At 49.9% G+C, this 26534-nt stretch carries 24 protein-coding genes; 6 read left to right on the forward strand and 18 right to left on the reverse strand.

The window, feature by feature from the left end; genetic code table 11:
* Nucleotides 1-51 precede the first annotated feature (51 nt).
* From F5I99_RS14130 to F5I99_RS14155, 6 genes are all read right to left on the reverse strand, one after another.
* Nucleotides 52-675, reverse strand: coding sequence for a nucleoside 2-deoxyribosyltransferase (locus F5I99_RS14130; RefSeq protein WP_151057067.1), 624 nt, complete (start codon nucleotides 673-675; stop codon nucleotides 52-54).
* Between the two features lie 31 nt (nucleotides 676-706).
* Nucleotides 707-3052 (reverse strand): ATP-binding protein, encoded by a 2346-nt coding sequence (locus F5I99_RS14135; protein WP_151057069.1) that lies wholly within the window; start codon nucleotides 3050-3052, stop codon nucleotides 707-709.
* 16 nt (nucleotides 3053-3068) lie between these two features.
* Complete coding sequence (locus F5I99_RS14140; protein ID WP_151057071.1) at nucleotides 3069-4856, reverse strand: putative bifunctional diguanylate cyclase/phosphodiesterase; 1788 nt, start codon at nucleotides 4854-4856, stop codon at nucleotides 3069-3071.
* Between the two features lie 16 nt (nucleotides 4857-4872).
* The gene (locus F5I99_RS14145) at nucleotides 4873-5892 is read right to left on the reverse strand and encodes an adenosine deaminase (protein ID WP_151057073.1); all 1020 of its coding nucleotides are present in this window, start codon (nucleotides 5890-5892) and stop codon (nucleotides 4873-4875) included.
* Nucleotides 5893-5934: 42 nt separating this feature from the next.
* Nucleotides 5935-7071: an AI-2E family transporter gene (locus tag F5I99_RS14150; RefSeq protein ID WP_151057075.1), complete on the reverse strand. Its 1137-nt coding sequence runs from the start codon at nucleotides 7069-7071 to the stop codon at nucleotides 5935-5937.
* A 92-nt stretch (nucleotides 7072-7163) separates the two neighbouring features.
* Complete coding sequence (locus tag F5I99_RS14155; protein WP_151057077.1) at nucleotides 7164-8072, reverse strand: LysR family transcriptional regulator; 909 nt, start codon at nucleotides 8070-8072, stop codon at nucleotides 7164-7166.
* Nucleotides 8073-8224: 152 nt separating this feature from the next.
* On the opposite strand from F5I99_RS14155, the gene F5I99_RS14160 reads away from it, so the two are divergent.
* The gene (locus tag F5I99_RS14160; protein ID WP_151057079.1) at nucleotides 8225-8545 is read left to right on the forward strand and encodes a hypothetical protein; all 321 of its coding nucleotides are present in this window, start codon (nucleotides 8225-8227) and stop codon (nucleotides 8543-8545) included.
* A gap of 198 nt (nucleotides 8546-8743) precedes the next feature.
* Here the strand turns inward: F5I99_RS14160 and F5I99_RS14165 are convergent, their stop codons facing one another.
* The 8 genes from F5I99_RS14165 to F5I99_RS14200 form a co-directional block, all read right to left on the reverse strand.
* Nucleotides 8744-8950: a carbon storage regulator gene (locus tag F5I99_RS14165; protein WP_151057081.1), complete on the reverse strand. Its 207-nt coding sequence runs from the start codon at nucleotides 8948-8950 to the stop codon at nucleotides 8744-8746.
* A 173-nt stretch (nucleotides 8951-9123) separates the two neighbouring features.
* Nucleotides 9124-9390: a PAAR domain-containing protein gene (locus F5I99_RS14170; RefSeq protein WP_151057083.1), complete on the reverse strand. Its 267-nt coding sequence runs from the start codon at nucleotides 9388-9390 to the stop codon at nucleotides 9124-9126.
* A 68-nt stretch (nucleotides 9391-9458) separates the two neighbouring features.
* Nucleotides 9459-10487, reverse strand: coding sequence for a hypothetical protein (locus F5I99_RS14175; RefSeq protein WP_151057085.1), 1029 nt, complete (start codon nucleotides 10485-10487; stop codon nucleotides 9459-9461).
* 100 nt (nucleotides 10488-10587) lie between these two features.
* Nucleotides 10588-11682 (reverse strand): hypothetical protein, encoded by a 1095-nt coding sequence (locus F5I99_RS14180; RefSeq protein WP_191905859.1) that lies wholly within the window; start codon nucleotides 11680-11682, stop codon nucleotides 10588-10590.
* Nucleotides 11618-11956, reverse strand: a complete 339-nt coding sequence (locus tag F5I99_RS14185; protein WP_151057089.1) for a hypothetical protein — start codon at nucleotides 11954-11956, stop codon at nucleotides 11618-11620. Before F5I99_RS14185 ends, F5I99_RS14180 begins: the two co-directional genes overlap by 65 nt.
* Nucleotides 11957-12170: 214 nt before the next feature.
* Nucleotides 12171-13742, reverse strand: a complete 1572-nt coding sequence (locus F5I99_RS14190) for an IS1182 family transposase (RefSeq protein ID WP_151057091.1) — start codon at nucleotides 13740-13742, stop codon at nucleotides 12171-12173.
* Nucleotides 13743-13796: 54 nt separating this feature from the next.
* Nucleotides 13797-14729 carry a DUF4123 domain-containing protein gene (locus F5I99_RS14195; protein WP_151057093.1) on the reverse strand — a complete coding sequence of 311 codons (933 nt, stop codon included), beginning with the start codon at nucleotides 14727-14729 and terminating at the stop codon, nucleotides 13797-13799.
* Complete coding sequence (locus F5I99_RS14200) at nucleotides 14726-16696, reverse strand: type VI secretion system Vgr family protein (protein WP_151057095.1); 1971 nt, start codon at nucleotides 16694-16696, stop codon at nucleotides 14726-14728. Before F5I99_RS14200 ends, F5I99_RS14195 begins: the two co-directional genes overlap by 4 nt.
* Before the next feature lie 783 nt (nucleotides 16697-17479).
* Between F5I99_RS14200 and F5I99_RS14205 the strand changes: the two genes are divergently transcribed.
* From F5I99_RS14205 to F5I99_RS14225, 5 genes are all read left to right on the forward strand, one after another.
* Nucleotides 17480-18196 (forward strand): energy-coupling factor ABC transporter ATP-binding protein, encoded by a 717-nt coding sequence (locus F5I99_RS14205; protein WP_151057097.1) that lies wholly within the window; start codon nucleotides 17480-17482, stop codon nucleotides 18194-18196.
* The gene (locus tag F5I99_RS14210; protein WP_151057099.1) at nucleotides 18193-18816 is read left to right on the forward strand and encodes an energy-coupling factor transporter transmembrane component T family protein; all 624 of its coding nucleotides are present in this window, start codon (nucleotides 18193-18195) and stop codon (nucleotides 18814-18816) included. The genes F5I99_RS14205 and F5I99_RS14210 overlap by 4 nt, the downstream gene beginning before the upstream one ends.
* A gap of 100 nt (nucleotides 18817-18916) precedes the next feature.
* Nucleotides 18917-19465, forward strand: coding sequence for a biotin transporter BioY (locus F5I99_RS14215; RefSeq protein ID WP_151057101.1), 549 nt, complete (start codon nucleotides 18917-18919; stop codon nucleotides 19463-19465).
* A 17-nt stretch (nucleotides 19466-19482) separates the two neighbouring features.
* Nucleotides 19483-19914, forward strand: coding sequence for a PaaI family thioesterase (locus tag F5I99_RS14220; protein WP_151057103.1), 432 nt, complete (start codon nucleotides 19483-19485; stop codon nucleotides 19912-19914).
* Between the two features lie 16 nt (nucleotides 19915-19930).
* Complete coding sequence (locus tag F5I99_RS14225; RefSeq protein ID WP_151057105.1) at nucleotides 19931-21757, forward strand: flagellar brake protein; 1827 nt, start codon at nucleotides 19931-19933, stop codon at nucleotides 21755-21757.
* 49 nt (nucleotides 21758-21806) lie between these two features.
* Here the strand turns inward: F5I99_RS14225 and amt are convergent, their stop codons facing one another.
* The 4 genes from amt to F5I99_RS14245 all read right to left on the reverse strand — a co-directional run bounded on the left by amt (nucleotide 21807) and on the right by F5I99_RS14245 (nucleotide 26522).
* Nucleotides 21807-23141 carry an ammonium transporter gene (gene amt, locus F5I99_RS14230; RefSeq protein ID WP_151057107.1) on the reverse strand — a complete coding sequence of 445 codons (1335 nt, stop codon included), beginning with the start codon at nucleotides 23139-23141 and terminating at the stop codon, nucleotides 21807-21809.
* A 444-nt stretch (nucleotides 23142-23585) separates the two neighbouring features.
* Complete coding sequence (locus F5I99_RS14235) at nucleotides 23586-24911, reverse strand: FMN-binding glutamate synthase family protein (RefSeq protein ID WP_191905860.1); 1326 nt, start codon at nucleotides 24909-24911, stop codon at nucleotides 23586-23588.
* A 10-nt stretch (nucleotides 24912-24921) separates the two neighbouring features.
* Nucleotides 24922-25605, reverse strand: a complete 684-nt coding sequence (locus tag F5I99_RS14240) for a GltB/FmdC/FwdC-like GXGXG domain-containing protein (RefSeq protein WP_151057109.1) — start codon at nucleotides 25603-25605, stop codon at nucleotides 24922-24924.
* 11 nt (nucleotides 25606-25616) lie between these two features.
* A complete protein-coding gene (locus tag F5I99_RS14245; RefSeq protein WP_151057111.1) occupies nucleotides 25617-26522 on the reverse strand; it encodes a class II glutamine amidotransferase in 906 nt (301 codons plus the stop codon).
* Nucleotides 26523-26534: the final 12 nt, after the last annotated feature.

The raw sequence follows: 26534 nt of genomic DNA on the forward strand, positions 1-26534 counted from the left end.
GGATGGTTTAGGTTAGTTATAACATGGCGTCTGATTTTTCAGGCGCCATTTTTAGCACCGCTTTACAGCAAGCGGCCCAGTTAACAACACTCTGACCATAGACAGCGCCATAGCCGCTCCCTGATCGGTATACTCAGTAGTGCAGGCAATCATTAGATTCTCCTGCAGGCCAAAATCTTCAATCATGCCAACCGCATCCATCCATATTCCCTGTGTTTGTCGAACATCGCTATCCACCGCCTTGACCCTAGTCAGGTAATCCGGACGGGGAGCCTCCGTGTAGCTGATCACTGGTATGCCTCGCTGTACTGCCATACCGATCTCAAATGCCGTACCCACATCCATCGCCGTGCCACGAAAACAGCTGATATCAGCAATAATGGCATCCGCTTGTTGAATCATGCCAATATTAGCCTGAGCAATAGCTTGCGCCATTTCGGCAGGTGTCAGCTGCTCTTGATGTATTTCATTATCCAGCGGATAGAGGGGTTCCATTCCCAGTTTACGGCAATCAGCTTTTAGCTGTGCTGACAAGCTGGCAACATCCGGGTAAAACACTGATGGGCCTGCCAGATAAATATGGAACGGCATCGTCGACAAAGGCTGCCGTTCAGATTCGATCAGCAACTTGCGTGCCTCGCTTTTCAATAATTCAGTCTGAACAGTCTTGCTCATGTAGTTTCCGCATTATTGGCAAAATGAAAGGTCATTCAGATGAACGTGGCAACGTCAGCTCAAACTCGCTGCCCTGCCCTGGCTGGCTGATCAAGCGAATTTTACCACCCAATACTCCAGTAACCATGTTGTGAACCAGACTTAAGCCCAGACCACTGCCGCCTTGGCCAAGACGGGTGGTAAAGAAGGGCTCAAAAATACGCTGCTGGATTGCCTCAGCCATACCCTTACCGTCATCACGCACACGCAGACACACCCACTCATCAGAGGCCGATGCTGTAATACGGATGCTTCCCGGCTGAGTTTCGAAAGCATGAATCAAGGCATTCTGGATCAGGTTAATCAACACTTGCTCCAGAGGACCAGGATAAGTTTCCATGATGATGGTTTCCTGCAGATCATTAATTACTTGATGTGGTGATTTACGAATGGAAGGTTGCAGCATCAGCAGGACATTATGTACTACCTCATTCAGCGAGCAACGACGACGCTGAGATGTAGCCTGATCCACAGCCACCTGTTTAAAGCTATTAATTAACTCCGCCGCACGCTGCAGGTTGCGAACCAGAATATCGGTAGTTTGTTCTCCCTGCTCAATAAACATCATCAGATCAGATCGACGCATCCCTTGCTCTAATTTGGAGCGCAACGCTTCATAATCACCACGAAAGCGTGACGATGCCATCACTGCATTACCGACCGGTGTATTCAGTTCATGCGCAATACCCGCAACCAGATTACCCAGAGCCGCTAACTTCCCGGTTTGAATCAACTCCTGCTGAGCCATTTCCAGATCACCAATCGCCTGCTCCAATTCTAAAGTACGTTCTTTTACCCGCTGATCCAGTTCACGATTCAAACGAAGCTGCTGTTGTTGCAAATGGTGTGTATAGGTAACGTTGTCATACACCATGACCAACATTTTTTCATTCCCCAACTCAATGGTTGAACCCGATACCGACGCCAAGAACACAGACCCATCGGCACGCTTCAACCAAACTTGAAACTGATCCACCCCTCCCTGATCAAAAATTTGCTGGGTAACACGCTGTCGATCAGCATCAGAACACCACCACCCCAGCTCTTCACCATTCGAGCCCAGTACCTGTGATTCAGTGTAGCCAAACTCTCTCAGCCAGGCCTTGTTAACACGCGTGGTGTTGCATCGGTTTCGCTGGTAACTGGCGACAGCCATAGGCCCAGGCGCGGTATTAAAGATCGTTTCCAATTGGTGTCGGCTTCTGCTCAACGCAGATTCACGCTGGCGAACGTAACGGAACGCAATCACCAGACTGACCGACAAAACCAAACCTGACACCAGTAACAATAATAATATGTTGCGGGTATTTCTGCTGATCAAATCAGAGCGCATAGCCTCCATAGTGGAATAGGTATTTTGCATTGGCAGCATCAATACAAGCGTCCATTCAGTGTTGACCAGGGAGACTGGCAGTTGCTTGACTAAATAGATTTCATTACCTGACTGATAGGTTTTTTCATCGCCGGATGCCAGGTAATGTGCAAGCTCTGGACTGATTTGATCAAGATATTGACCTCGGGCCTCTGGATAATCAGAGGCGGCCAGGATTCGCTGCTGTTGGCTTAGTAAAACCAGCTTGGCCTGACCGGCAAATACCGGGCTGACGAGATGCAGGGCGACGCGTTGAAAGGCATCCAGATTCAGATCTACTCCTGCAACTCCGGCAAATTTGCCACTGACCATAATGGGTTTGGTCAGCGATATCATATCAATCAGTTCACCCGGCTTTAATTCCCAGGCGTAGGGTTCAGTCAGACAGGGTGCCAGTTGCTCTTTAGGGCATAGATACCACTCGGCGTCACGTTGACCGAAGGCATCCCTGGCTTCATTGTATTTAAAGGCAGCATCCGGACTCGGGTAAAAGGTGATGCCCTGAGACTCGCGAACCCAATAAACCTCCAGAGTCCCTTGAGCTGAGCTATGCTCACTGATACCAGCATAAACACTATCCAGACCATCATAAGACTCGGCTTCAAAATGCACATAAGCTGAACTGACGAGCGTATTGGCTACTAGAGAAGCAGCGGTAAGCTTCTGTACCTGCAGTCGGTTCAACTGGCCCTGTTGTCTGGCCGTTTGACCCAGTAATGCAGCCAGGAGTTTAGGACTCTGACCTGCCTGATCCATGAAGGTGAGCAGGTTGTCACGCAAAGCTTCGGCATTCAGCTCCAGCTGTTCATTCAGTGACTCCTGCAATAAAGTGACAGAAACGGTTTCACTTTCACGGTTGGTTTTCTGCAGTAGAAACAATGCAAAAAATAAAATAAGACCAAGAGAAAACACCAGTAAAGCTGCAGCGGACAAGAGTGATCGAACATAGCGAGAAAAGTGCTTCATCCATTACCGACCTGATTCACAAACTCTGCTGCTCAGCATGCACTGCGATCCACTCATGCAGTGCGTCTATTTTCATGGGTCGGGCAATTAAATACCCCTGACCTTCATCGCAGTTAAGTTTTACCAGCTCGTTCAACTGGGCATCAGTTTCAATACCTTCAGCCAATACGCGCATATTAAGGCGCTGCCCCAGAGTCAGTATGGTTTGCGCAATACGGTAACCCGATGTCGACGTGGTCAGTTTATCGACAAAGGAACGATCAATTTTCAAACAGTCGACATGCAGTCTTTCCAGATAGGAAAGCGAAGAAAACCCGGTGCCGAAGTCATCAATCGATATAGTAACTCCCAACGCACGCAATGCATTGAACTTTTCAATGGTTTCTTCCGCATAGCTCATGGATACTGATTCAGTGATTTCCAGATCCAAATGTTGCCCTTCCAGACCTTGTTCATGCAGACCTGCTTTGACTTGATCTACAAAATCCAATTGTTGAAATTGCAACGGCGATACATTGACAGCTACACGAAAACCGGGTCGTGTCCGGCAGAGTTCGGCACAGTCATACAAGGCCCGGCGCAATACCCATTCACCCAGTTTAACAATCAGCCCGGACTGCTCAGCCAGTTCAATAAATACGGCCGGTGATATCATTTGGCCAGACTCATCCATCCAGCGTACCAGCGCTTCTACGCCGATCAACTGGCCCGATTTCAGGTGGATCTGTGGCTGATAAACCAGGTACAAGCGATGACGATCCAGGTCCTGCTTCAGTGAAGAGAGCATACTCACCCGTTCCCGCAACGAACAGATCATCGCATCACTGAATGTTACTGCCTGCCCTATACCCACTTTTTTGGCTCGCTTGAGGGCCAGGGTTGCGTGCCCGAGCATTTCTGATGGCGCCAGCTCTTTATGGCAATGCGCTATTCCCATACAAAAGCTCAAAGCCGTTTCTACCCCCTCAATTGCCAGGGTACGGGAGGTGAGCTGACTGCGTATTATCTCCTCGACCAGGCTCCCCCTACTGCCGACAATCAACCCAAACTGGTCTGCACCAAGACGGGCAACCCCCTCTGTCATGGGCAGATGTTGCAGTATAGCGGCAAAATCGATGAGGAAACGATCCGCATAGTGAGCACCAAAGGTATCGTTGATCATGGAGAAATTATCAATATCCAGCAGTACCAGTGCATAGTCCTCAACCTTGCCCTCTGCCTTAATCTCCAATGCACGCAGCAAACCATTGCGGTTTAACAACCCAGTGAGATGGTCTTCGTAAGCCAGCTGTTCCAGTTGATCCAACTGACGATAACTACGAGCAGCGGTCATCAGACAGGTGTACAAACGCTCCCGGGTCAACTCGGTTTTGGTTTTGTAATCGTTAATGTCGTAACGCTGAATCGTCTCCAACTCCGGTGCATAGCCAGGCTGCCCGGTTCTAAGAATAATTCTGAGTTTGGAGCGCCGCAGACTGTGACGAATCCTATGTACCAGTTGCAAACCGGCATCTTCAGATTCCATCACTACATCCAGTAACATCACAGCTATATCAGGGTCATGCAGCAGTATGTCATACGCTTCTTGACTGTTGTAGGCGTGCTGTACCAGCAGTTGATGCTCATCGAAGTTAAGACCCTTGAGTAACAACTCAGTCATCAAATGGACATCTTCATCGTCATCCACTACTAAAAGTTTAAGCGACCGAGGTTTCGGAGTGTGCTTAACTGAGACACATGGCTGCTGCGCATGGGAGTTAACCGCATCAATATCATCAAGAAATTCAAACAGCTGGTCACTCATACAAGTACCTCAGGGGTCAAGATATCAATGCGGCCGCTTCAAGACGCTGCAAACAGGCCTGCTTTTCCGTTTCAGAAAGCCAACTACCCGTGAAACTGTTACGCATCAACTGCACAATTTGAGCAGCTGTAATCGGTATATTTTCCGACAGTACACGAAAATTATCCATCATATAGCCGCCGAAATAAGCTGGATCATCCGAATTGATGGTTACCAAAAGGCCAGCATCCAGTAATTTCAGAATAGGATGTTGTGACATTTCTGTCACCACGCAAAGCTTCAGATTAGACAAGGGACAGACGGTCAATGGCACTTGATCATTACGTAAGCGCTCGATCAGTGTGACATCCTCAAGTGACCGGTTACCATGATCAATACGTTGTACCTTCAACAAGTCCAGTGCCTGCCAGACATATTCAGGTGGACCCTCTTCACCGGCATGGGCGGTAACCCGCAAACCCAATTCACGGCAACGCGCAAACACCCGGGTAAATTTTTCCGGCGGATGACCCAGTTCTGAAGAATCCAGACCAACACCGTCTATACGATCCAGCCAGGGCATCGCCTGCTCCAGAGTATCAAAGGCACTTTGCTCGGAAAGATGGCGCAGGAACGACATGATCAATCTGAAGCTGATGCCCAACTTCGTTTCACCATCACACAGGGCTCGATAGATCCCCTGAATCTGGGTTTCAAAACTGATATTGCGCGACAAATGTCCCTGGGGATCGAAAAAAATCTCTGTATGAATAACCCCATCGGCGGCAATTCTTTGCAGATACGCCCAGGTCAGGTCATAAAAATCCTGCTCAGTCTGCAATACCGACATACCTTGATAATAAAGATCCAGAAACTCTTGCAGATTAGTAAATTGATAGGCCTGACGTAAAGCCTCTACACTGGCATAAGGGAGCGTAATGCCATTGCGCTCAGCCAATTGGAACATCAGCTCCGGTTCCAGGCTGCCCTCGATATGTAGATGCAGTTCAGCTTTAGGCAAAGCCGCTGCAAGTTGTTGAAGTTGTGCTTTCGTCATAGGCTTTACCTGCAATAATCATTGTTTTCAGGTGCTTCAAATCTACACCACTTCGGTAATGTATTTCTTTTTCAACAGTCTCCAGAATACAACAGCAAAGGCGGTTAACGGAATCGCCAGAATCATGCCGAGGATGCCCCCAAGCGCAGCGCCCCAGAAAAACACCGCAAAAATGATAAGTGCTGGATGCAATCCTGTGCGGTTACCCATGATTTTTGGCGTGAGGACATAACCTTCAATTACCTGCACCACAGCGAACACTAGCAGCACCAGCAACAGCGATGTAACACCGCCATTTTCGCCGAAATAGGCCAACGGCAGCACAACACTTAGACCCACGATACTTCCCAGGTAAGGAATAATATTGAGAAGCCCCAGAGTGAAGCCAATCACAATGCTGTAGGGAAACCCTACTAACGTAAAACCTACAGCAAACAACACACCTTGAATCAGCGCGATAATGATCTGACCACGAAAAAACGTTAGCAGGATGCCGACAAACTGTTCAAACAGATAGATCACATCTTCTCTGGTGTCTTTCTTGAGAAAAGGCAGAAATTCGCCAATCTGTCTGGGTTCAAACGGTTTTGCCATGAGAAAGAAGGCCAAATAGAGAGGAAGCCCCGCCCAAGCGAACAACCCCACCACGGATTGAAACATCTGCGCAATAGGCTGCGACATGCGCCCCCATAAATCCTGAAATACCTTAGCTACCATATCAACAGGGTTCTCAAGCAGCTTATCAACCTCAGCCATCAACCCGTACTTCTCCAATAGCGCGGTAACTTGCGGCGAAAGAGAACGCCCTGCCTCAAGCGTAGCATTTAGCATAGAGGGTAAGTCATCGAACAACCGCAGCATTTGATCGGCGGCAATGGTGCTAACAAACCAGATAGAAACACCCAGTGGAATGAGTGCGGAAAGAAAAAACACAACCAGCCCCCCGACCCGGGATCCGCGGCAAACCTTAACCAAGAAGCTGTAATATGGACGCAACAACATTGTCAGGATTAGCGCAACTACCGGGGGCAGCAACACATTCTGGAACGCCCCGACAAAGCGCGCCAGTCCCCACACACTCAAGCTGAAAACCACTAATAGTACCAACACTGATCCCAGTGTAATCGCTGCGGCAACTGTTGCACGTTGCCTTGGGCCCAATTCGAGTTCTTTAAACATCCTGTCTCCTAAGCTAGCTTGCTTTAACCTTCCCTTCACAGGATAAACATTACAGTCACTATATTACTAATTGAATTTATCAGCTAAAAAAATCAACGCAACCCCTGCAGGGCATCGATCACATGACCCGCCAGGGTATTGCAGGTATCCTCCGCCCCCTGCCTCTGAACCAGCAGTATCTGATAATCACCCAGTGGCGGTAAACCATATTCCTTGCCCAACTTGCGCAAGGGTGGTTTCACCATACAGGCTGGAAAGGGAGCCACAGCAAGGTCTGCAATCATAGCGGCAGCCTGTCCTGAGCAGCTTTCACTGGTATAGGCGATACGGTAATCGACAGCCGCCTGATCCAGAGATTTCAGCGCCATGTTTCGCCAGGTGCAACCCGCGTTGGCTAGAGACACTGGCAGCGGCGTTTTCATCGCCGCAATACCTCCTTCTCGCCCGGCCCAGACTAACGCTTCAGTATGAACGATCTTGCCACGGCCTTCTTCTTGCCCGGTATTACCCGCAGTGATCACGATCAAATCCAGTTCACCGGCATCCAGTCGTTCGGTCATATCGATACTGCGACCGATCACCACATCCACCTGAGTAGCCGGATGTGACCGAGCAAACTGAGCCAGCACGCCCGGAAGAATGCGGGTACCGATATCATCAGACGTGCCCAGCCGCACCGTGCCGCAAAGTGACGGTAACAGAAACTGGGTAACGGCCTCTTCATTGAGCTTGAGTAAACGTCGGCCATAACTCAACAGCACTTCACCATCCGGGGTCAGCCTGACCTGTCTTGCCTCCCTCAGAAACAGGGTCTTGCCAAGTGTTTCTTCCAGACGCTTGATCTGCATGCTAAGGGCTGAAGGCGTACGAAATACCTGAGCGGCCGCACGGGTAAAGCTGCCACTTTCAGCGATAGCTACAAATGTACGCAGCACCTCGGTGTCCAGTAGAGGCAGAGAAGCCGGCACCACTGGCGTTGATGGGGGTTGCAGACTGGTCATATCATCACCTTTCAATTTTTCTTAACCAACAGTGTAGTATTTTTCGTTTGATTGAACAATGTTAGACATCCATGCTTAAACCCTCAACAGCAATGAGCAATCTTTGAACACTGACAAACGATCTCGCAATGGATCGTCAGGAGGGTAGAAAAATGACAAGCCTAAACCAACAATGCGAGCTTTACCGTCAGGAAGCCGTGAATAAAACACGGGCAAAGCAGTCAGCACTTCCTGACTTTTACATGCCAGCCATGCCACCGCTATGGCTGATAAATACCCTGGAAAACTGGTTCAAACGGCGCAAACTTCTACGACTGTTGGATTATGATGATCATATACTTGAAGACATGGGTTATACACGCCGTGATCTACTCTGGGCGGCGCAGCAGCCATTGAAGGTAGACGCCCGTCTGGTTTTACAACAACAGCGAGAGAAACAACGTGCGCACTTGAAAAAACGCAGGGGCTGGTAGCCTCATTTAGGCTCTTAGGGCTAATGGGATCGGATCTGTCTGACTCGCCGTAAACCCATCCATGGGGACTCCAGTGCGCCATCCCTGGCGCACAGGGTCAGCCAGACCCGATCCCATCAGCCCTCAACAACTTGGGTGCCAGCGTACGTCGGCTTAAAATCAGTGCTTGCTCTGACACAGAGTTTGGGTAGGGTGGTATCACTCTGGAGTTCCGTTTCCAATAGTCCTTGGTTTTTTCGTTGAGCTGGTGCGGTCTTTATCGATGAGTTCTGATCTGACGATATTTATCTCTTTAGGTGCGGTTATGCCGAACCTGACTTGTCCGCCATTTATACAAGTAACGGTAAGGCATATGTCATCGCCTAGTTTGAGGGATTGACCAATGTTTCGTGTAAGAACCAGCACTTAAGCGCTCCTTTGATTATGTTATAGTCGTTTAACATCTTAAATTTTTCAGCAAAAAATGTTTTTCTTTGAATACTCACCTCCCTATCAGTATCAGAAAGCCGGGAATCCGTTTTGTTTCAAGGGAATGCTTCCAAAGCATACTTCCGAAGCCCTACTGTTGCGGTAAATGCCTACGGCTGCACCTTTGCCGTGGAGGAACCGGTAATAATCACGCCGCCGTGATCTGTTTTACAGCCAACATAAGCGACGGCGCGTCCATCGATAAAAGCTGTGGATGAGCCTTCGATAATCGTGGCACCACAGGCAGTTTTATCACCCACACAGGCTATCGGACGACCATCATCGGTGGAATTGCCCGCTACCTGCGTAATTGCGGTGGTGCCGTGTTTATGTTTTGGACATTGGTGTAAATCACCTAAGCGAGCGACGGGTTTCATCTTGCATGCTCCTTGCTAATAAATTTTAAGCTCAAAAAAATTCCATAAAATGAGTTATTGAAACTACCTTAGTCTGTAAGGATGTCAGCTACTTTCCATTCACTGGAAGGGGTTTTGTAAAACAGCAGCGGCATTGCTGAATAGCGTTCAGAATCTGGATATTGCCAAGTGACGGGATGAGGAAGAATACGAACCAAGCGCCCCTCACCCATAAACTCTACATGATGATCCAGATTATCGGGGATTTTTAACGGGTTAAGCGTTCTTCCATCAGGACGGACAGGCACTATACGTTCTTCAATAGTCATGCGCTCTACATAGTCCATGGCTGTTTGGCCCACACCCGTCGTAATTGCTCCTTGACGCCAGACAGGCGCTAGTTCCTGATAAAAAGCATCAAAATTGCCATTATAGATATAGCTATACATCCGCTCATACGCGGCTACCAGCTCCGCCCGCAGCTGCGGGGTGTCTTCCAGCTCCACCGCATCCAACCAATGAAACGTCGGAAAACGATCCGGTGTGGTAAAGCGCACGGTGAGGCGTTCGGTCGGAAACGAAGGCCCCCTTCCTGTCACGATCACATGCGGACTGGCTTGTCGGATTTCGCCATCGGTAAACATATGCGCAGTCTCATACACATGCTCCTCGCCCTGTGGATTCAGAGGGTTGCCCTGTATGGTCTGATTCTCATGATCATAGCTGATATCCATCAGCGTAATACGTTCACGTTCACGCGTTGTTAGATTCATACTTTCAATGGCTATACGCACATAAAAATTATCATGGTACTCATGTATCAGCTCATTCGTCTCAGGATCTCGGCCTGCTAAGGCTAAGTAATTCAAGGTTAGGGTGTTTTCACCACTTTGCATCAGGTGGTTGATGGGCAAACTAAAATCAATAGCACCCAATTCTTTATTTTTTTTGCTATTCAACCCATTCACCTGCACATCATAGACAACGGCATTGCTGCGAATAATCAGGTAGTAACTGCGTTCCATGGTGTATGTCTCCTGCTCTGTTGCATAAGCAACAGATGACAGGAGTATGCCTACAAACATAAGCAAGGCGATGCTAGCTCTGTTACAGCGCATAACAATCGCCTAAACACACCACAGGTTTCATATTCATCGCTCCTTGCGCATTAACGTAATAATCTTAACTTTTCCGTTTAATCAGTCATTATGGACATCGTCAATCTGTGAGGATTCTTGCTACTTTCCATTCCCTGGATGGGGTTTTGTAAAACAGTAACTGCATGCGCGAATATCTATCAGAATCAGGGTATTGCCATGTTACTGGCGCTGGTTGAATTCGAACCAAGCGACCTTCACCCATAAACTCCACATGATGATCCAGATTATCGGGGATTTTTAACGGGTTCAGAATTTGACCATTGGGTCTTACTCGCACGTTACGGTTTTCAATATCCAGGCGCTCTACAAAGTCCATGGCTGTTTGGCCTACACCCATCGTAATCGCCGCATGACGCCACACAGGTTCAAGCTCTTGGAGAAATGAATCAAACTCTTCATTGTAAATATAGCTATACATCCGCTCATACGCGGCTACCAGCTCCGCCCGCATCTGTGGTGTATCCTCCAGCTCCACCGCATCCAACCAATGAAACGCCGGAAAACGATCCGGTGTAGTAAAACGTACGGTGAGGCGTTCAGTTGGATCGGAGGGCCCTCTATTGGTCACGATAACATGCGGACTGGCTTGTCGGATTTTACCATCGGTAAACATATGCGCAGTCTCATACACATGCTCCTCGCCCTGTGGATTCAGAGGGTTGCCCTGTATCCTCTGATTTTCATGATCATAGCTGATATCCATCAGCGTAATACGTTCACGTTCACGCGTGGTTAGATTCAGACTTTCAATGGCTATACGCACATAAAAATTATCATGGTATTCTTTTATCGGCTCATGGGTGTCAGGATCTATTCCTGCTAAGGCCAAGTAATTCAAGGTTAGGGTGTTTTCACCACTTTGCATCAGGTGGTTGATGGGCAAACTAAAATCAATAGCACCCAATTCTTTATTTTTTTTGCTATTCAACCCATTCACCTGCACATCATAGACAACGGCATTGCTGCGAATAATCAGGTAGTAACTACGTTCCATGGTGTATATCTCCTGCTCTGTAGCCTGCTCTGTACTTAAGGCCGTTAAAGACCAACCACCCAATGCCAATACCAACAGGGCCAGGGCTAGCCCTTTAAAAATCGTCCCAAGGTGGACTCTCCTCGGTAACCTCTGCAACGGTGGGTTTAAGTATTTCATAGGTCTCTCCATCCTGACTGTTGGTTGATGCCTGTTCGGCATGTCTTGCCCGCATCTCTTCGACTGCTTTCTGCGATCGATCAATTTCATCTTCAATTGAATAAACTGGAACGTCTAGTTCAACGTTTCTACTGTGGGAGTAATCTGAACTAGACTCCGCCTCCTCAGTTGTAGCTGGTTCATCATCGTATTCAATCTCCGCATACGCCTCCACACTGACCTTGAGACCCTCAAAGTAAAAGCGTTTTTTGCGCTGCTTATCGATAGTTTTCACTTCCCATGTCCAGGCGGTATGTAACGAGCCTGTAGAAAAACCAATTTATAGTGCATCAATCTTTCCTCGGTGCTCGATTTGTTCATTTATAATGCCACTCCCTTCAATGTCTGTTTCGGCGCTCTCGGGACTGGCATTTCTTTGTCTTACTGCCACATCAGTCAACAGTGGCCTGATTGATAAGGCTTTCAGCCGGGCTTACGCCTTCGTTGCTTCAACTACTTAACTGTCCGTATTTTGCCAGTTTTTCAACATTATGCACCAAGCAGTACAACTGCCACTGGCCCTGAACCTTGCTTTTGCCGCGCAAGCTAAAGCGGTTTAGCCTTTTGTTGGTCCCAATGTTGCCGAATACCGGTTCCACCACAGACATTCGGTGACTATAAATCTGCTTACCCTTCGGACTATCCACTCGGTGTTTCATCCAGTCGGTGTAGGTGGGTGCTCTTTGATCATTAAGCGCAAAGCTCACTTGCCTTCCGGCTCCTTTGCGATGGTCAGCTGATGTCGGATTTTTCATGCAACTCGCTTTTTTAGAACAATGACGGCACTGGAGCAACCGACCTTCAAAGTAGGCTGTAAGTTGGCCGTGTTCATTAGTTCTGATACCTCGATGACTTATTTGCTCACCCGCTGGACATCTGCACGTCATCGTCACGGGATCAAACTGGAACTCACTGGCTGGAATAAGGTGTTTAGCTTTAGGGTTACCGGGTGTCTGGTGGCGCTTGCCGTATTTGTCTTTCTGGTGTGCGAATTTGGGATCACGGCTTCTAAACTGATTGTCAGGAATGTAACCGTTGATCTGGTTCTGGTGAAGATATTCCATATTGGCTTCATTCGCAAAACCCGTATCGGCCGTCGCTATGATGCCACTTGCATATACGTTGTCATTAATGCCCAGTCGTTGATAACGAGCCTTGATACTTTCCAATACTGGTTGCAGGGTGTGGTGCTCTTGTCCTTCACCGAAGGCTTGAGCATCAATGACAATCTGATGCTTTTTATCGACGGCGGCCACACCGTTGTAACCTTGAATGGTGCCTTTACTGGTGGTCATTTTTGCTGATTCAGGATCAGTGATATTACTCTTCACTTCCTTGCTGCGTTTGCCCTTGCCCATCCTTGGCTGGCTGCGCTTTAAAAAATCACCGATCTTGTTGGCCGCCGCATCCAGTGTCTGGATGGTCTTGGCCTTGCGAATATCACGCTCCAGCGCTTCTTCGCTTTCATGGGTATCCTTTTCCTGATGCTCACTGAGGTGATGCTGGATCAGGCGTTTGAGCTTCTGGCGCTTTTGTTCCAACTCCTTAAACGTACCAGACCATTCCTTCGACGCATTGGAGCGCATCTTACAGCCATCGATGGCAAAGAGTTCATGACCCAGCAACCCTTGTTGATCACAGATCAGCAGCACCTGTTCAAATAAGGCTTCAATCGCCTGGCCTCGGCTACTGATAAAGTGAGCAATCGTGGTGAAGTGCGGCACGGTATCGCAGGATAACGCTTTGAAGATGATATTGGTTTCGCAGCACCACTGGATTTCACGGCTGGAGGTAATGCCCTTTGAGTAAGCAAATAAAATAATCTTGAGCAGTATAGCCGGATCATAGGCTGGGCGGCCTTCAGCATCATTTTTATAGGGCTGATGAAAAGCAGACAGGTCGAGTTTTTCAGAGATCAGGTAGTGTAGCGCAAATTCAAAAGTACCCGGTTGAATCTGTTCCAAGTAGTTGATGACCACCATCGACATCTGGTTGTAGTCGTAATGTTTGAATCGAGCCATCCCAGAGCCTCCGTCTCCTGAAAATCTCATCAGACCATAGATGAAGAGGTTTTTCTACAGCCTGAACGCAGCGGTCAGTGGCAGGGGCTGATCCAACTTAGCCCATTCCGGAACACGCAGCCAGGGGCTCAGCGGCACATAAAAAGCACTGACCGGGGCACAAAATCGGGTTTGCTTCCAAGGATCAAGCGCACTGAACAGATCTGTCAGGACACGTGGGTCATAAAAACGAAAATAGATCGGTGCCTGTTCATCAGCGGGGGTCCAGACCAGGGTAAATAAGCGAAAATGATCTCGCAGTGCCTTTAATTGAGACTGACTTTGAAACAGAATTAGCGCATGACTATCTTGTGGTCGTGCTTGAACAATGTAGGTTATGGGATTATCGGGTTCCAGACGAACCAACCAAGGGGCTATCGCCTGAGACTGGACATCCTGCGTCGAATACAAACACGCATGTGGCGGCAGGTGCTCGCTCAACAGCGATTGGATTTCAGGCCAGTTTACACCGTCTACGATGGCCCAAAGTGGTTCTGCATCTGACTGTAGTAAAGATCCCCATTCTACTTCTGAACCCAGTGGGGGCGGTGGTAGATGCGTGATGCTAGAGTCACTTTCCTGGCGGCATTGGGTATCTATTGTTTCTGCATTCCCTGCTTGTAAGGGTCCCCTATTGACCGGTTCAAACCTTCCAAAGACCACTCGATTATCATCATTGAGCTGCTGAGCCAGCTCTACCAAGGGGCGACTCATACCCTGACGAGCAAAATGCTGCAGCAAGGGCTCAACCTCTTCAAGCCCAGTAAGGTCGAGATGCAGCTCCTCTAGCGAGGTTAACAAAGCGGCTTCAAATTCATTCTGGGTGTCAGCTTGAATCACCACATAGCTACGACCATCCTGAGCATTGCCAGCCCAGGGAATATCGTGCCCCGGGTGAACGCGTACCTGACACTGTCCGATCCAGGTCGGTCTTGTTATTGAACTCATGCGGCACTCTTGGGACAGTGAGAAACAAAGGGGGAACCTGTGCCCGACGCTGTATCCAAAACCTCTGGGATAGCGGGTATAGCGGCGGTGCCTGGCGATGCAGAACCCACATTGAGACTGGGAACCACGTTGACACTGCCTGCGGACACTACCAAAGCCGTCCCACCAGACACCAGGGTGATCTTTCTGGCATCCAGAACAATTTCACCACCGGTTTTATAGGTGATATCGCCTCCCGCTTTGGTGTGTTGATCGCCACCCAGGGTAATCCCCTGATTGCCATCAATTTTTTCAGTCAAATTACCGGTAATAGTCGTATCTTGATTCTGATCGATTTTTTCGATGCGGTCATGAGCAACGGCCAGATAGGAGTTATTGCCAATAGTGGCGGTATCATCAAACTCAACTCGCTTGTGGCGTGAGTTTTGCACCTGCAATTCCATGTTTTTCTGCGCATGGATATAAATAAACTCTTCACCCGCCTCATCCTCAAAGGTGAGCTCATTAAACCCTTCCCCCTTGTGCGTATCGCTGCGCAGGGTCATGCGGGTTTTATTCGCCGGTAGGCTGTTGGGCGGCATCTGTTCAGCGTTGTAGACACGCCCGGTGATGATCGGTCGGTCCGGGTTGCCGTCGTAGAAGTCGACAATCACTTCCTGACCGATACGGGGTATGAATATGCCACCCCAATTCTTGCCGGCCCAATTGTTGCTCATGCGGACCCAGCAGGAGCTGTTTTCGTTGTACTGGCCGTAGCGGTCCCAGGGAAACTGAATTTTTACCCGGCCATAGTTGTCGGTGTAGATCTCTTCACCGGCCGGGCCGACCACCATGGCGTTCTGGGGTCCCTGCATTTTTGGCCAGCCGGTAATCATCGCCGGACGATAGACGCGGGAAGCTGGCATGGCGCGGAAGGTGTTTTTGTATTCGCGCTCGACGTCATCCTGACTGGTGTAGCTGTAATCACTGGCCTGGTGATCTACGCCCAGCAGCAAGTAGTCATCCATCTCGTCGGGGGCATCATCGTGCCGATTCAGGGTAAAACTATGCCCGGGCGTAAAGCTCCGGCAGCCACTTTCACCTTTGACCTGATCGTGGGAGGCTTCGTCCTGTTCAATGCGTAAACGGGTGAGTTGATCACCGAAGCTTTTGTCCTCGTAGCGGCCCGGGTAGATAAAATGCTCAAAGCGTTTCACACCATTTAAGGGCATATCTGCCGCGACACCCGTCTGCAGTCGATCAGAAGGCTTTTTGAAATCATAGTCACGTTTGGCATAACGTCCGGTTCGAAACTCATATTGATGCGACCAGGCATGAATACTATGTGCCGACAAAGAACCAGCCTGGTAGCTCACTGAGCCTTCTTGGCAGGTCTCATAAGCACCATTATGGTCAGCGATAATCAGGGTATGTTTGCCGTCTTCGTGATGGAAATAATAGAAAATCCCTTCCTCTTCAAACAGACGAGACAGGAAGGTGAAATCACTTTCCTGGTATTGCACGCAATATTCCCTGATCGGGTGCTGCCCGATCAGTCGGAATTCAAAATCATTAAAGCCATTTTCAGCAAAGATCTCAGTAGCGATCTGTTTGACGGTTTTATTCTGAAAAATTCTCGAGTCACTGGTTTGTGTTAAGAACCATAACCAGGGCACCACTTCGGCCGTGTAACGGCGTAATCCCTGCAACTGCTCACCTTCACCCCGAAAACGCCGGACGTAGCCATTAATGTGTCGATAGCCACCCGAGCTAAACCCCAGGGTATCGGCCTGCATGATTTTCAGGGTAACGTTTTCGCCAACAATTTTGTCGGCGGCAATCTGGGTACTGGCGGAATAGAGTTCTACGTCAAAGGAATACAGTGCCGAGATGTTTTCCTGCCCCTTTAATCGGGTCAGTAACAATACATCAGACCCCAGTGGGGTATCGATAGCCAGGAGCCGGTCCTGTTGGGTAAAGAGAGCCATAGTAATCCCTTATTAAACATTCCATTCATGTAGTGCTATTTGTTATGCGAGTCAGTAAGAACAGGTTTTTTTGCCTGTTTATTTATGCTTTGGGTACGAACGAAAAGCATCCAGTCGTGTGACAGGTTGCTGGTTGATAGTCGTAATAACTGAAGAGGAGCAAGGGGCCCTCTGAGTCGAGGGGATACGGGTCTGATCCTGAAATAAAAACTGTCTGGGACCAGTGTGATTCAGTCTGGGAAACGGCATGACTATCTCCTTGTCGTATTTTGATCATTACATGCAGAAATTGTCCTTACTTCTGGGACCAAAGCCTAATTTTTTTAGTATGCAGCGTCAAGAGCTCAAACCACAGTTTGTTGATCTGACTCATAGAAACCTGTGATTAAGCACTATCAAAGCTTACCCAGTTGGAGTGCGTCAGGCTTTGAACTGAATGCCACATAAGCTGAATATGATTAATGTAGAATGAGTAATATTAGGGCTAATGGGCCGGATCTGTCTGACACGCCTTAAACCCATCCATGGAGGCTCCAGTGCCAGATTGAAGTTGGACTGGCACAGGGTTTCGGCGGGATGGTGGTATCGCTTTGGTGGGACCGTCAGCCGCCAGGGCCGAAAAATGCTCCTGCATTTTCGGCATTCCCCCTGTAACATCCAGCACAAACCACCCCCAATTGAGATACAAATAAAAATATCACTCTAGCAATAACAGCGGTTACGCTTGCGTCCCTAATCACTGAACAGTTATTCTTTACCCCCCCTTACTATTAGCCAAGCCCTATGACTAACAGCGCCGACACTTGCCCTTCTATCACTTTTGATCAGGTCAGCTTAACTCGTAACAACAAGTGTGTTCTCAAGGATCTGTCTCTTGAACTGCGGGAGTCACGCATTGGCCTGATCGGCCATAATGGTTCTGGTAAAAGCTCCCTGGTGCGCCTGATTAACGGGCTATTGCAACCAGATTCGGGTCGTATTGATGTGCATGGCCATAATCCATCCTGTGGTCCGGAGAATATGTCGGCACAGGTTGGCTTTATTTTTCAGAATCCAGACCATCAAATCATTTTTCCTACCGTTGAAGAAGAACTGTGTTTCGGCTTGATTAATCAAGGGGTCAGTAAGAAACAAGCCGTCCAGCAAGTCGCCGATTTTCTTGCTACTCAGCAGCGCAGTGACTGGGCTGATCAGGCCGTACACAGTCTCTCAGATGGGCAGAAACAACTGGTGTGTATTTTTGCTGTACTGCTGATGAATCCCAGTGTATTGATACTGGATGAGCCTTTTTCAGCACTGGATCTGCCTACGCGCTATCAGATAATGGATCTATTATCACAGCTTCCACAACAGCTACTGATGATCAGCCATGAGCTGGATACACTGGAATCGTTTGAGCGGATAATCTGGCTTGAGCAGGGGCAGGTATTTCTAGATGGTCCGCCGGATCAGGTGTTACCTGCGTATCAGGCAGCGGCCAGAAGAGCCCGTGGCCTATGATCAGCCTCTATCTGGCCCAGAAGAGCTGGCTCCATCGCCTCCCCGCTGGAGTAAAGTTACTCTCTTTAGCCGTCATCAGTCTGCTGCTCTATCCAGTAGAACAACCTGCCATTTTGCTGGGCCTGCTGGCAGTCACTTTGCTCGCCTATGTGTCACTAGGCTCAGCGGCCCTCCATCAGCTCCTGGCCCTGAAAGTATTGCTACCGCTATTTTCTCTGATCTTTCTGCTGCAGTGGTGGAGCATTGGACTGGCAGCGGCCGCCGTGCTGGTGATGCGGATGCTGACACTGATACTGCTGGCAAACCTGATTACCCTGACCACCCGCATGGATGACATGATGGACGCGGTGATGCCGCTGTTTTCACCGCTGCGCCTGTTGGGTATCGACACCCGCCGTATTGCGTTTGCCGTCACCTTACTGATACGTTTTATTCCGGTATTGATGGCGGTCGTCAGCCATTTGCTGGATGCATGGAAAGCGCGCGGCGGCGGCCGCAAACTCTGGCGCCTGGCGATACCACTGACTATTCAATCCATTCGTTTGTCTGATAATGTGGCTGAAGCTCTGGCAGCCCGTGGCGGTATCAGCCCGACTGACCCAACCAACAGACGCCGCTGAAATACCTCTCCATAGAACTCAGAAATGTCTGTGCATGTTACAATACCTCCCTTACATTAATTCAGCCGGTCCTGTACCAGCTAAAACTAGAACGAAACGCATGAAACAAGATAAGTCCCTGGTTCAGATAGCACTCTATGCCGCCCTGATTGCCGCCTTAGGATTGATTCCACCGGTCCCCTTTATTACCGGCATTCCGATTACTGCACAAACACTGGGTGTGATGCTAGCTGGCGTGATGCTGGGTCCTTGGCGGGGTGCGCTAGCTATGGCGCTGTTTATCTTTGTCGTGGCATTAGGCGCACCCTTGCTGGCTGGCGGGCGTGGTGGACTGGGCGTTTTTGTCGGTCCAACCGCGGGTTTCGCCATTGGCTTTCCTTTCGCAGCATTTGCTACTGGCTATATGGCGCTCTGGCTCAAACGCTTGCCAGTGTTTTCCGCGGCGCTGTTAGCGTCTGTCTTTGGCGGCATAGTGGTTCTCTACTTATTCGGTATTACCGGTTTCAAGCTAATTTCCGGTCGCGACTGGCTGGATGCTTTGCTGGTGATGGCGGTTTTTATCCCCGGCGACCTGGTTAAAGCCGTTATTGCTGCAGGTGTCGCTCAAGCCGTTGTTAAAGGCCTTCCCGGTGCCATGCTGACTCGATAATTAATCCAGGACTAAACATGACTGAACAAACCTCTGCTTTGTTGATGGATCGCAATGAACTCACGGAGTTTCTTGCTGTAGTCTATCCGCAATTTGCAGGCCAAATCACCGAAGTAACCCTTGAGCATACCTGGCTTCGTCAACCCATCGACATCAGCCATTTGCGTCCGGGAGGCACAGTGTCCGGCCCGACCATGATGGCACTGGCTGATGTAGCGCTCTATGTTGCCATTCTGTCGCGCATAGGCCCAGAAGCCCTGACGGTTACCACGGATTTTACCTGTCATTTTCTAAATAAACCGGTTGCTAACGCGGCTCTGCTGGCCAAAGCCACCTTACTGAAACTGGGTAAACGCTTGGTAATAGGTGAGGTTGAGCTCTACAGTGAAGGCCAGGATATGCCCGTTGCACATGTTGTCGGTACTTACTCTGTACCGCCACGCCGGTAATAGATGAGTTATATCGATGTCAGATAAACAGGTACCTGAAGGTGAATTAATTTATTCTGCCAGAGAGATCCAGCAGATGCTGTGTCGGCTGAGCGAGCGTGCCTCACCGATTACTATCTACCCGGATAACTCCTCATGCGTACTAACTACCTATATCGCTGGACTGGACGTACAGCAGGGATTGATATGGCTTGACGCTCCACTGCCCCAGAGACGCCATCATCTAATACAGGCACGCAAACTGACGCTGACATCACAGTATAACGGTTGCTTACTGACCCTGCCGGGTATTTTCATGCTCCCAACCACTGATAAAAACGGTGAGTTGGTTTTTACTGCGGCCATTCCGGATAGCATTTATTACCTGCAACGTCGACGCTCTTATCGTGCGCCGGTTCGCCCCTTGCTGGATATTTTTGCCAGTCTGCCTTTTGCCGATAAAGTTACCGTGACGGGACGACTTAAGGATCTATCGGTGGATGGCTGTCGCATCAAACTGACCGGTAATCTGCTGGACGATTTTCGCGACCTTTCAGAAGTCTTACCCTTGTCACTTACCTTTCCGGACAGCAGCTGCTTTAGTGTTGATCTCAGCATTGTACGCGCTGACTACGCATCATCAGGTGACTACACTCAGTTGGGCTGCTGCTTCACTTCCCTGACAGCTGGCCAGAAACAGCAACTGTCTCGGCTGGTAACGGATCTGCAACGAGATCATATCAACCATGTTCGCAACGAGGGGAGCACGGCCGGAACACCAGCGCTGTTTGTGCCGGCTGAACATAAGGTCGTAGCAGGTGACAGAATAGGCTCCGCTACTGAAGTTTATTCTGAACAACAAACACAGTCCGATCTGACCAATGCGACTTCTTCGAACAAAAAACCTGTTATTCCTGCTACCGCAGAAACGGCTCCGATTGATATACGCCGGGCTCATCAATCCGGAATCACTGCAATCAAAAGTCTGATCACCCGTTTGCGCAGTGGCCAAGCGCTGCCAATTGAACAAGCGCAAGAGGCTTCACAACAGCTATTGCAGGCACTACGTCAAGATCCTCAGGGGCTCGCTATCCTCTGTTGTCCACGGGACTCGCAAACCTTTCTGTTTCAGCATTCGATCAGTTTTGCCATCAGCCTGGCAGGTACTCTTTCAACTCAATATGGTGATCAGATTAAAGATGAGATGCTGGACGGCTTAATTCTGGGTGGTCTATGCCATGAATTATCACGGGCACTGCTACCTGATGGTATCCAGAGCTCCCAGCTGGAACTTGACAAAGAAACCCGCGTGGCCCTTTCGGCTACACACATGCAATTGGTCAGTCTGTTGGATGCCTTACCTGACTTAGCCCGTGAAACCCTCTACATCGTGCGTGACTGCCACGAACGGTTGGATGGCAGCGGTTTACCCAACGGCCATACTGATCAAGCATTGAATCGTGTCAGCAAACTGGCCGCCGCCGTTTATGCGCATGAAAAACTCAGTCAGTGCAGACATAATGGTGACTGGCATTATCATCCACTCAGAGCCTTCAAACAGTTGGCGGACAGATCAGATCAATTTCACCAGCCCAGTATGCGACTGTTACTGAAACAACATGGAAAATATCCGCTTGGCTCCACTGTATTATTGAATGATGAAACTCTGGCACTGGTGTTGCGCCAAGACGATCAACAACACCCATCACACTTGCGCATTGTGTATAACACCCGATTTAATAGCCTGGTTCCACCACGTGATCTGCTGTTGACTGATAAGAATGAGCTACAGATTGAGCGCTCTGCTAATCCATTACGGTATGAAATCAGTAGCCAGTTGCTAAAGCTGCCATTAAGAATATAGAAAGGCCCTGGCGGGCCTTTAATGGAGGGCTTGTTTCAGAACCTAGCTACTAACTAATAGCTGGATTCGAAACAGGTTTGCTTCGTGTGGCACGCTGATCAGAGTCACCACCCGAGTGCATTTCTGATGCCTGAGAAGCCGGGCCGAATTCCGGATAAGCGAGCATACCGCACTCATGAATATCCATGCCCTCAAGCTCTTCCTCTTCGCTGACACGCAGCGGCATCACTTTATTCAGAATCACCAAAACCACCATGCTGGCAGCAAACATCCAGGCAACAATGACCAGCGTACCTATCAATTGCCCCATGAAGGTGGCATCCGGGTTGCTCAGCAGCACGGCAAAAACGCCCCAGATACCGGCAGTACCGTGTACTGAAATGGCACCGACGGGATCATCCAGTTTGAGTTTATCCAGTCCCAGTACCGAGACCACCACGACGATTCCCCCCACAGCACCAATCAGAACCGCAAGACCAGCACTCGGCATCAATGGCTCAGCGGTGATGGAGACCAGGCCAGCCAAAGCACCATTAATGGTCATAGTGATATCGGTTTTACCAAACAGGAACCTGGCAAATAGTGCAGCTACGACGGCACCCGCAGCCGCAGCGGCGTTAGTATTCACAAAAATCATCGCAACCGCATTGGCTTCTTCAACATTGGCAATTTTAAGTTCTGAGCCGCCATTAAAACCGAACCAACCCATCCACAGAATGAACATACCCAGAGTCGCCATTGGCAGGTTAGCACCCGGGATCGCCCGCACCTCACCTTTTAGTCCATACTTGCCTTTACGGGCACCAACCAGCAACACCGCAGCAAGTGCAGCAGATGCTCCGGCGGCATGCACCACAATGGAACCGGCGAAATCCTGGAAGCCTAGTTCATCCAGAAAGCCACCACCCCATTTCCAGTAACCGGAAACCGGATAGATTACACTCACCATGAAAATCGAAAATACCAGGAATGGCCACAAGCGCATACGCTCTGCGACAGCACCCGAAACGATCGACATGGTCGCCGCCGCAAACACCGCCTGGAAAATAAAGTCGGCCATACTCGAGTAGTAAGGCGCACCATCGCCACCCAGGGTGACGTCCTCGACTGTATTATCGGTACCCAACAGGAAATCAATGCCTGGAATAACACTGCTGACCGGGCTACCCGGGTACATGATGTTGTAGCCGACAAAGAGATAGGCTGTACAAGCTATGCCGTAGAGCAGTACGTTTTTATTCAGTATCTCCACGGTGTTTTTGCTTCGTACAAGACCGGCTTCCAACATGGCAAAACCCGCTGCCATCCACATCACCAGTGCCGTGCACATCAGAAAATAAAAGGTATCCAGGGCATAGCCCAGTTCCAGAATCATGCCTTCCATCACAAGGTTCCCCCGCGTGTGAATCTGTGGTTAAAGTACAACATAGCCACCCCCAAAATTAATTTTAAAGAAATATAATTTCTCTTAGATAAACATATTTTTATATGAAAAATTCATGCCATCTAAATATAATAACTATATTTCAATTACTTAATTGAATATTTCGAACAAAAACCAAGGATTTCATGCCCCAGAAAGAAACACTGGGGCAGCGTCGTGTTATATTTTTGTGCAACCGCACATAAGCCTGTCAGCTGCGCCTAATTCCGCCTACTAGGAGATATACCCTGTAGGAGCTCACTGTGAGCGATGCCCTTCTCTTCGCCCGGAGACCGGGCTCCTACAATCGGAGGTTAGCCTCGTGTGTACTACGCCAAAGAAAAAACCGGCCCAATCGCCGGTTTTGACAGAGAGTATCTACAGCTCTACTGCTGGCTAACTGCTTTAGTATCCCTGGCCGGGTATCCACTGGGTACCGGCTAAAGGCACCCGTGCCATCGCTGCCGCTTCAACGGTCAGCGCGACCAGATCTTCCGGTTCCAGATTGCGCAGGTCATTCTTGCCACAGGCGCGTGCCAGGGTTTGTGCTTCCAGTGTCAGCACCCGCAAGTAGTTCGCCAGACGTCGCCCACCCTCTTCCGGGTCCAGCCGTCCCATCAGATCCGGGTCCTGGGTGGATATACCCGCTGGGTCCTTACCTTCATGGTAATCATCGTAATAGCCGGCAGCTGAGCCGATTTTCTCGTACTCAGACTGCCACTTGGGATGATTACAACCCAGTGCCACCAGCGCTGCCGTGCCGATAGCCACGGCATCGGCACCTAAGGCCATGCACTTGGCGACATCGGCGCCATTGCGGATCCCGCCAGAGACAATCAGCTGCACCTTGCGATGCATACCCATCTCCTGCAAAGCCTGTATCGCTTGTGGAATGGCCGCCATGGTGGGTATGCCGACATGTTCGATGAACACATCCTGGGTGGCTGCCGTACCGCCTTGCATCCCGTCCAGTACAATCACATCGGCACCGGCTTTAACCGCCAGCTTGACGTCATAATAGGTACGCGTCGCACCGATTTTGATATAGATAGGCACCTGCCAATCGGTGATTTCACGCAGTTCCTGAATTTTGATTGCCAGATCATCCGGGCCGGTCCAGTCAGGGTGACGACAGGCCGAACGCTGATCCACGCCTTTGGGCAGGGTGCGCATCATCGCCACACGGTCGGTGATTTTCTGTCCCAGCAGCATACCGCCACCACCGGGTTTGGCGCCCTGCCCCAGCACCACCTCGATGGCATCAGCTTTGCGCAGATCATCCGGGTTCATGCCGTAACGCGATGGCAGGTACTGATACACCAGCTTACTCGACTGACCACGCTCTTCCGGGGTCATGCCGCCATCACCGGTAGTGGTAGAGGTACCGACGGCGGATGCACCACGACCCAACGCCTCTTTGGCATTGGCCGACAAGGCACCAAAGCTCATACCGGCAATGGTGACGGGGGTTTCGATTACGATAGGTTTTTTAGCAAAGCGGTCACCCAGTACCACCTGGGTATTGCACTTTTCCCGGTAACCTTCGAGCGGATAACGCGACATGCTGGCCCCTAAAAACAGCAGGTCATCAAAATGTGGCACACGGCGCTTGGCACCAAAGCCACGAATATCATAGATGCCGGTATCAGCAGCACGCTGAATTTCAGCGATGGTATGACGATCAAAGGTGGCTGATTCACGCAGACCCGGTTTTACGTTTATGTCACTCATGATGCTATCCTCAGTAGGCGGCCGCATTATCGACTTTGAAGTTATAGAGTTCACGGGCGGAGCCGTAGCGCTTAAAGCTGGCAGGGTCTTCATCGACACCGGCGCGGTTTAGCAGCGCACCCAACTCCTGCAGATGTTCATCGCGCATCTCTTTTTCGATGCAATCCGCACCCAGCGACTTAACCTGTCCTTTGACATAGATATGCACTTCGTAGAGCGAATCACCCAGCGCATCACCGGCATCACCACAAACCACCAGGTTACCGGCCTGGCCCATAAAGCAGCTCATATGGCCCACATTGCCCTTGACCACGATATCAATGCCTTTCATGGAGATACCACAGCGTGCCGCGGCATTGCCTTCGATCACCAGCAGCCCGCCATGTCCGGTAGCACCGGCTGACTGGGAGGCATCGCCCTTGACCCTGACGCTGCCGGACATCATGTTCTCAGCCACCCCCTGACCGACATTACCATGTACTACTACATGGGCTTTTTTGTTCATACCGGCACAGTAATACCCGGCATGACCGACGATATCGATGGACAGATTCTGGTCCAGGCCACAGGCGAGATTGTGCTTGCCTGCCGGGTGGGTCACCTGCCATTCACGCTCGGTGCATTCCAGCGCCTGGTCGTGCAGTGCCTGATTAAGATCGCGCACACTACTCTGGTCTAAATCGATTGTTTTCATACTCTTGCTCCTCACTGACCTTGGCGTTCCCAGGCATAAACGGTGGCTGGATCGGGTTCCCAGACATGGGCCTTTTCGATACCCGGTAAGCTGGTCAGCGCCTGATATTCGGACGCCATGGCGACATAATCTTCGGTTTCAGCTAATACCGCGGGTTTGCAGGCGATGGGGTCGCGAATCACGGCAAAGCCATTACGCGTACCTACGGTAAAAGTGAAAAAGCCATCCAGATCTTTTAGTGCGCTTTCCAGCGCCTGTTTCAGGCTGTCGCCCTGACGCAAACGCCAGGTCAGATAGCCTGCTGCCACTTCTGAATCATTTTCAGTTTCAAAACTGATCCCTTCCCGACGCAGCGATTCACGCAGGCGGTTGTGGTTGGACAGCGAGCCGTTATGCACCAGACACAGGTCCATACCGGTTGAGAAAGGATGGCTACCCTCCATGGTGACGGCTGATTCGGTTGCCATGCGAGTGTGGCCGATAATATGGCTACCCTGCATACCCGAGAGTGAAAAGCGGCTGGCAATATCAACCGGCAGTCCGACTTCTTTGAGAATTTCGATCGAACGACCGACACTCAGTATCAGAACCTCCGGCGCATGCTGCGCAAACCAGTCACGCGCCGCGAACTCTTCAGCTTCCAGTTTAAACACCGCCACATTGGCATTCTGAAACCACTCCAGACTGGCACTCAACTGGGTTTTGGCCAACTCAGCCAAGACTTCCCAGTCAAAATCCGCATCCGGATGGCGCAGTGTCAGTTTGATATAGCCTTCGGCCACTTCATCACCGTAAATTGCAAAACCGGCACTGTCCGGTCCACGATCAGTCATGGCGATCAACATGGGTTCGAACAGCTCACCCAGACGCGCTTCCAGCGCCGGATTCTTCAAATAGAGCCCAACAATTCCACACATATGTTTATCCTC

This window comes from Nitrincola iocasae (assembly GCF_008727795.1).
Lineage (GTDB): Bacteria > Pseudomonadota > Gammaproteobacteria > Pseudomonadales > Balneatricaceae > Nitrincola > Nitrincola iocasae.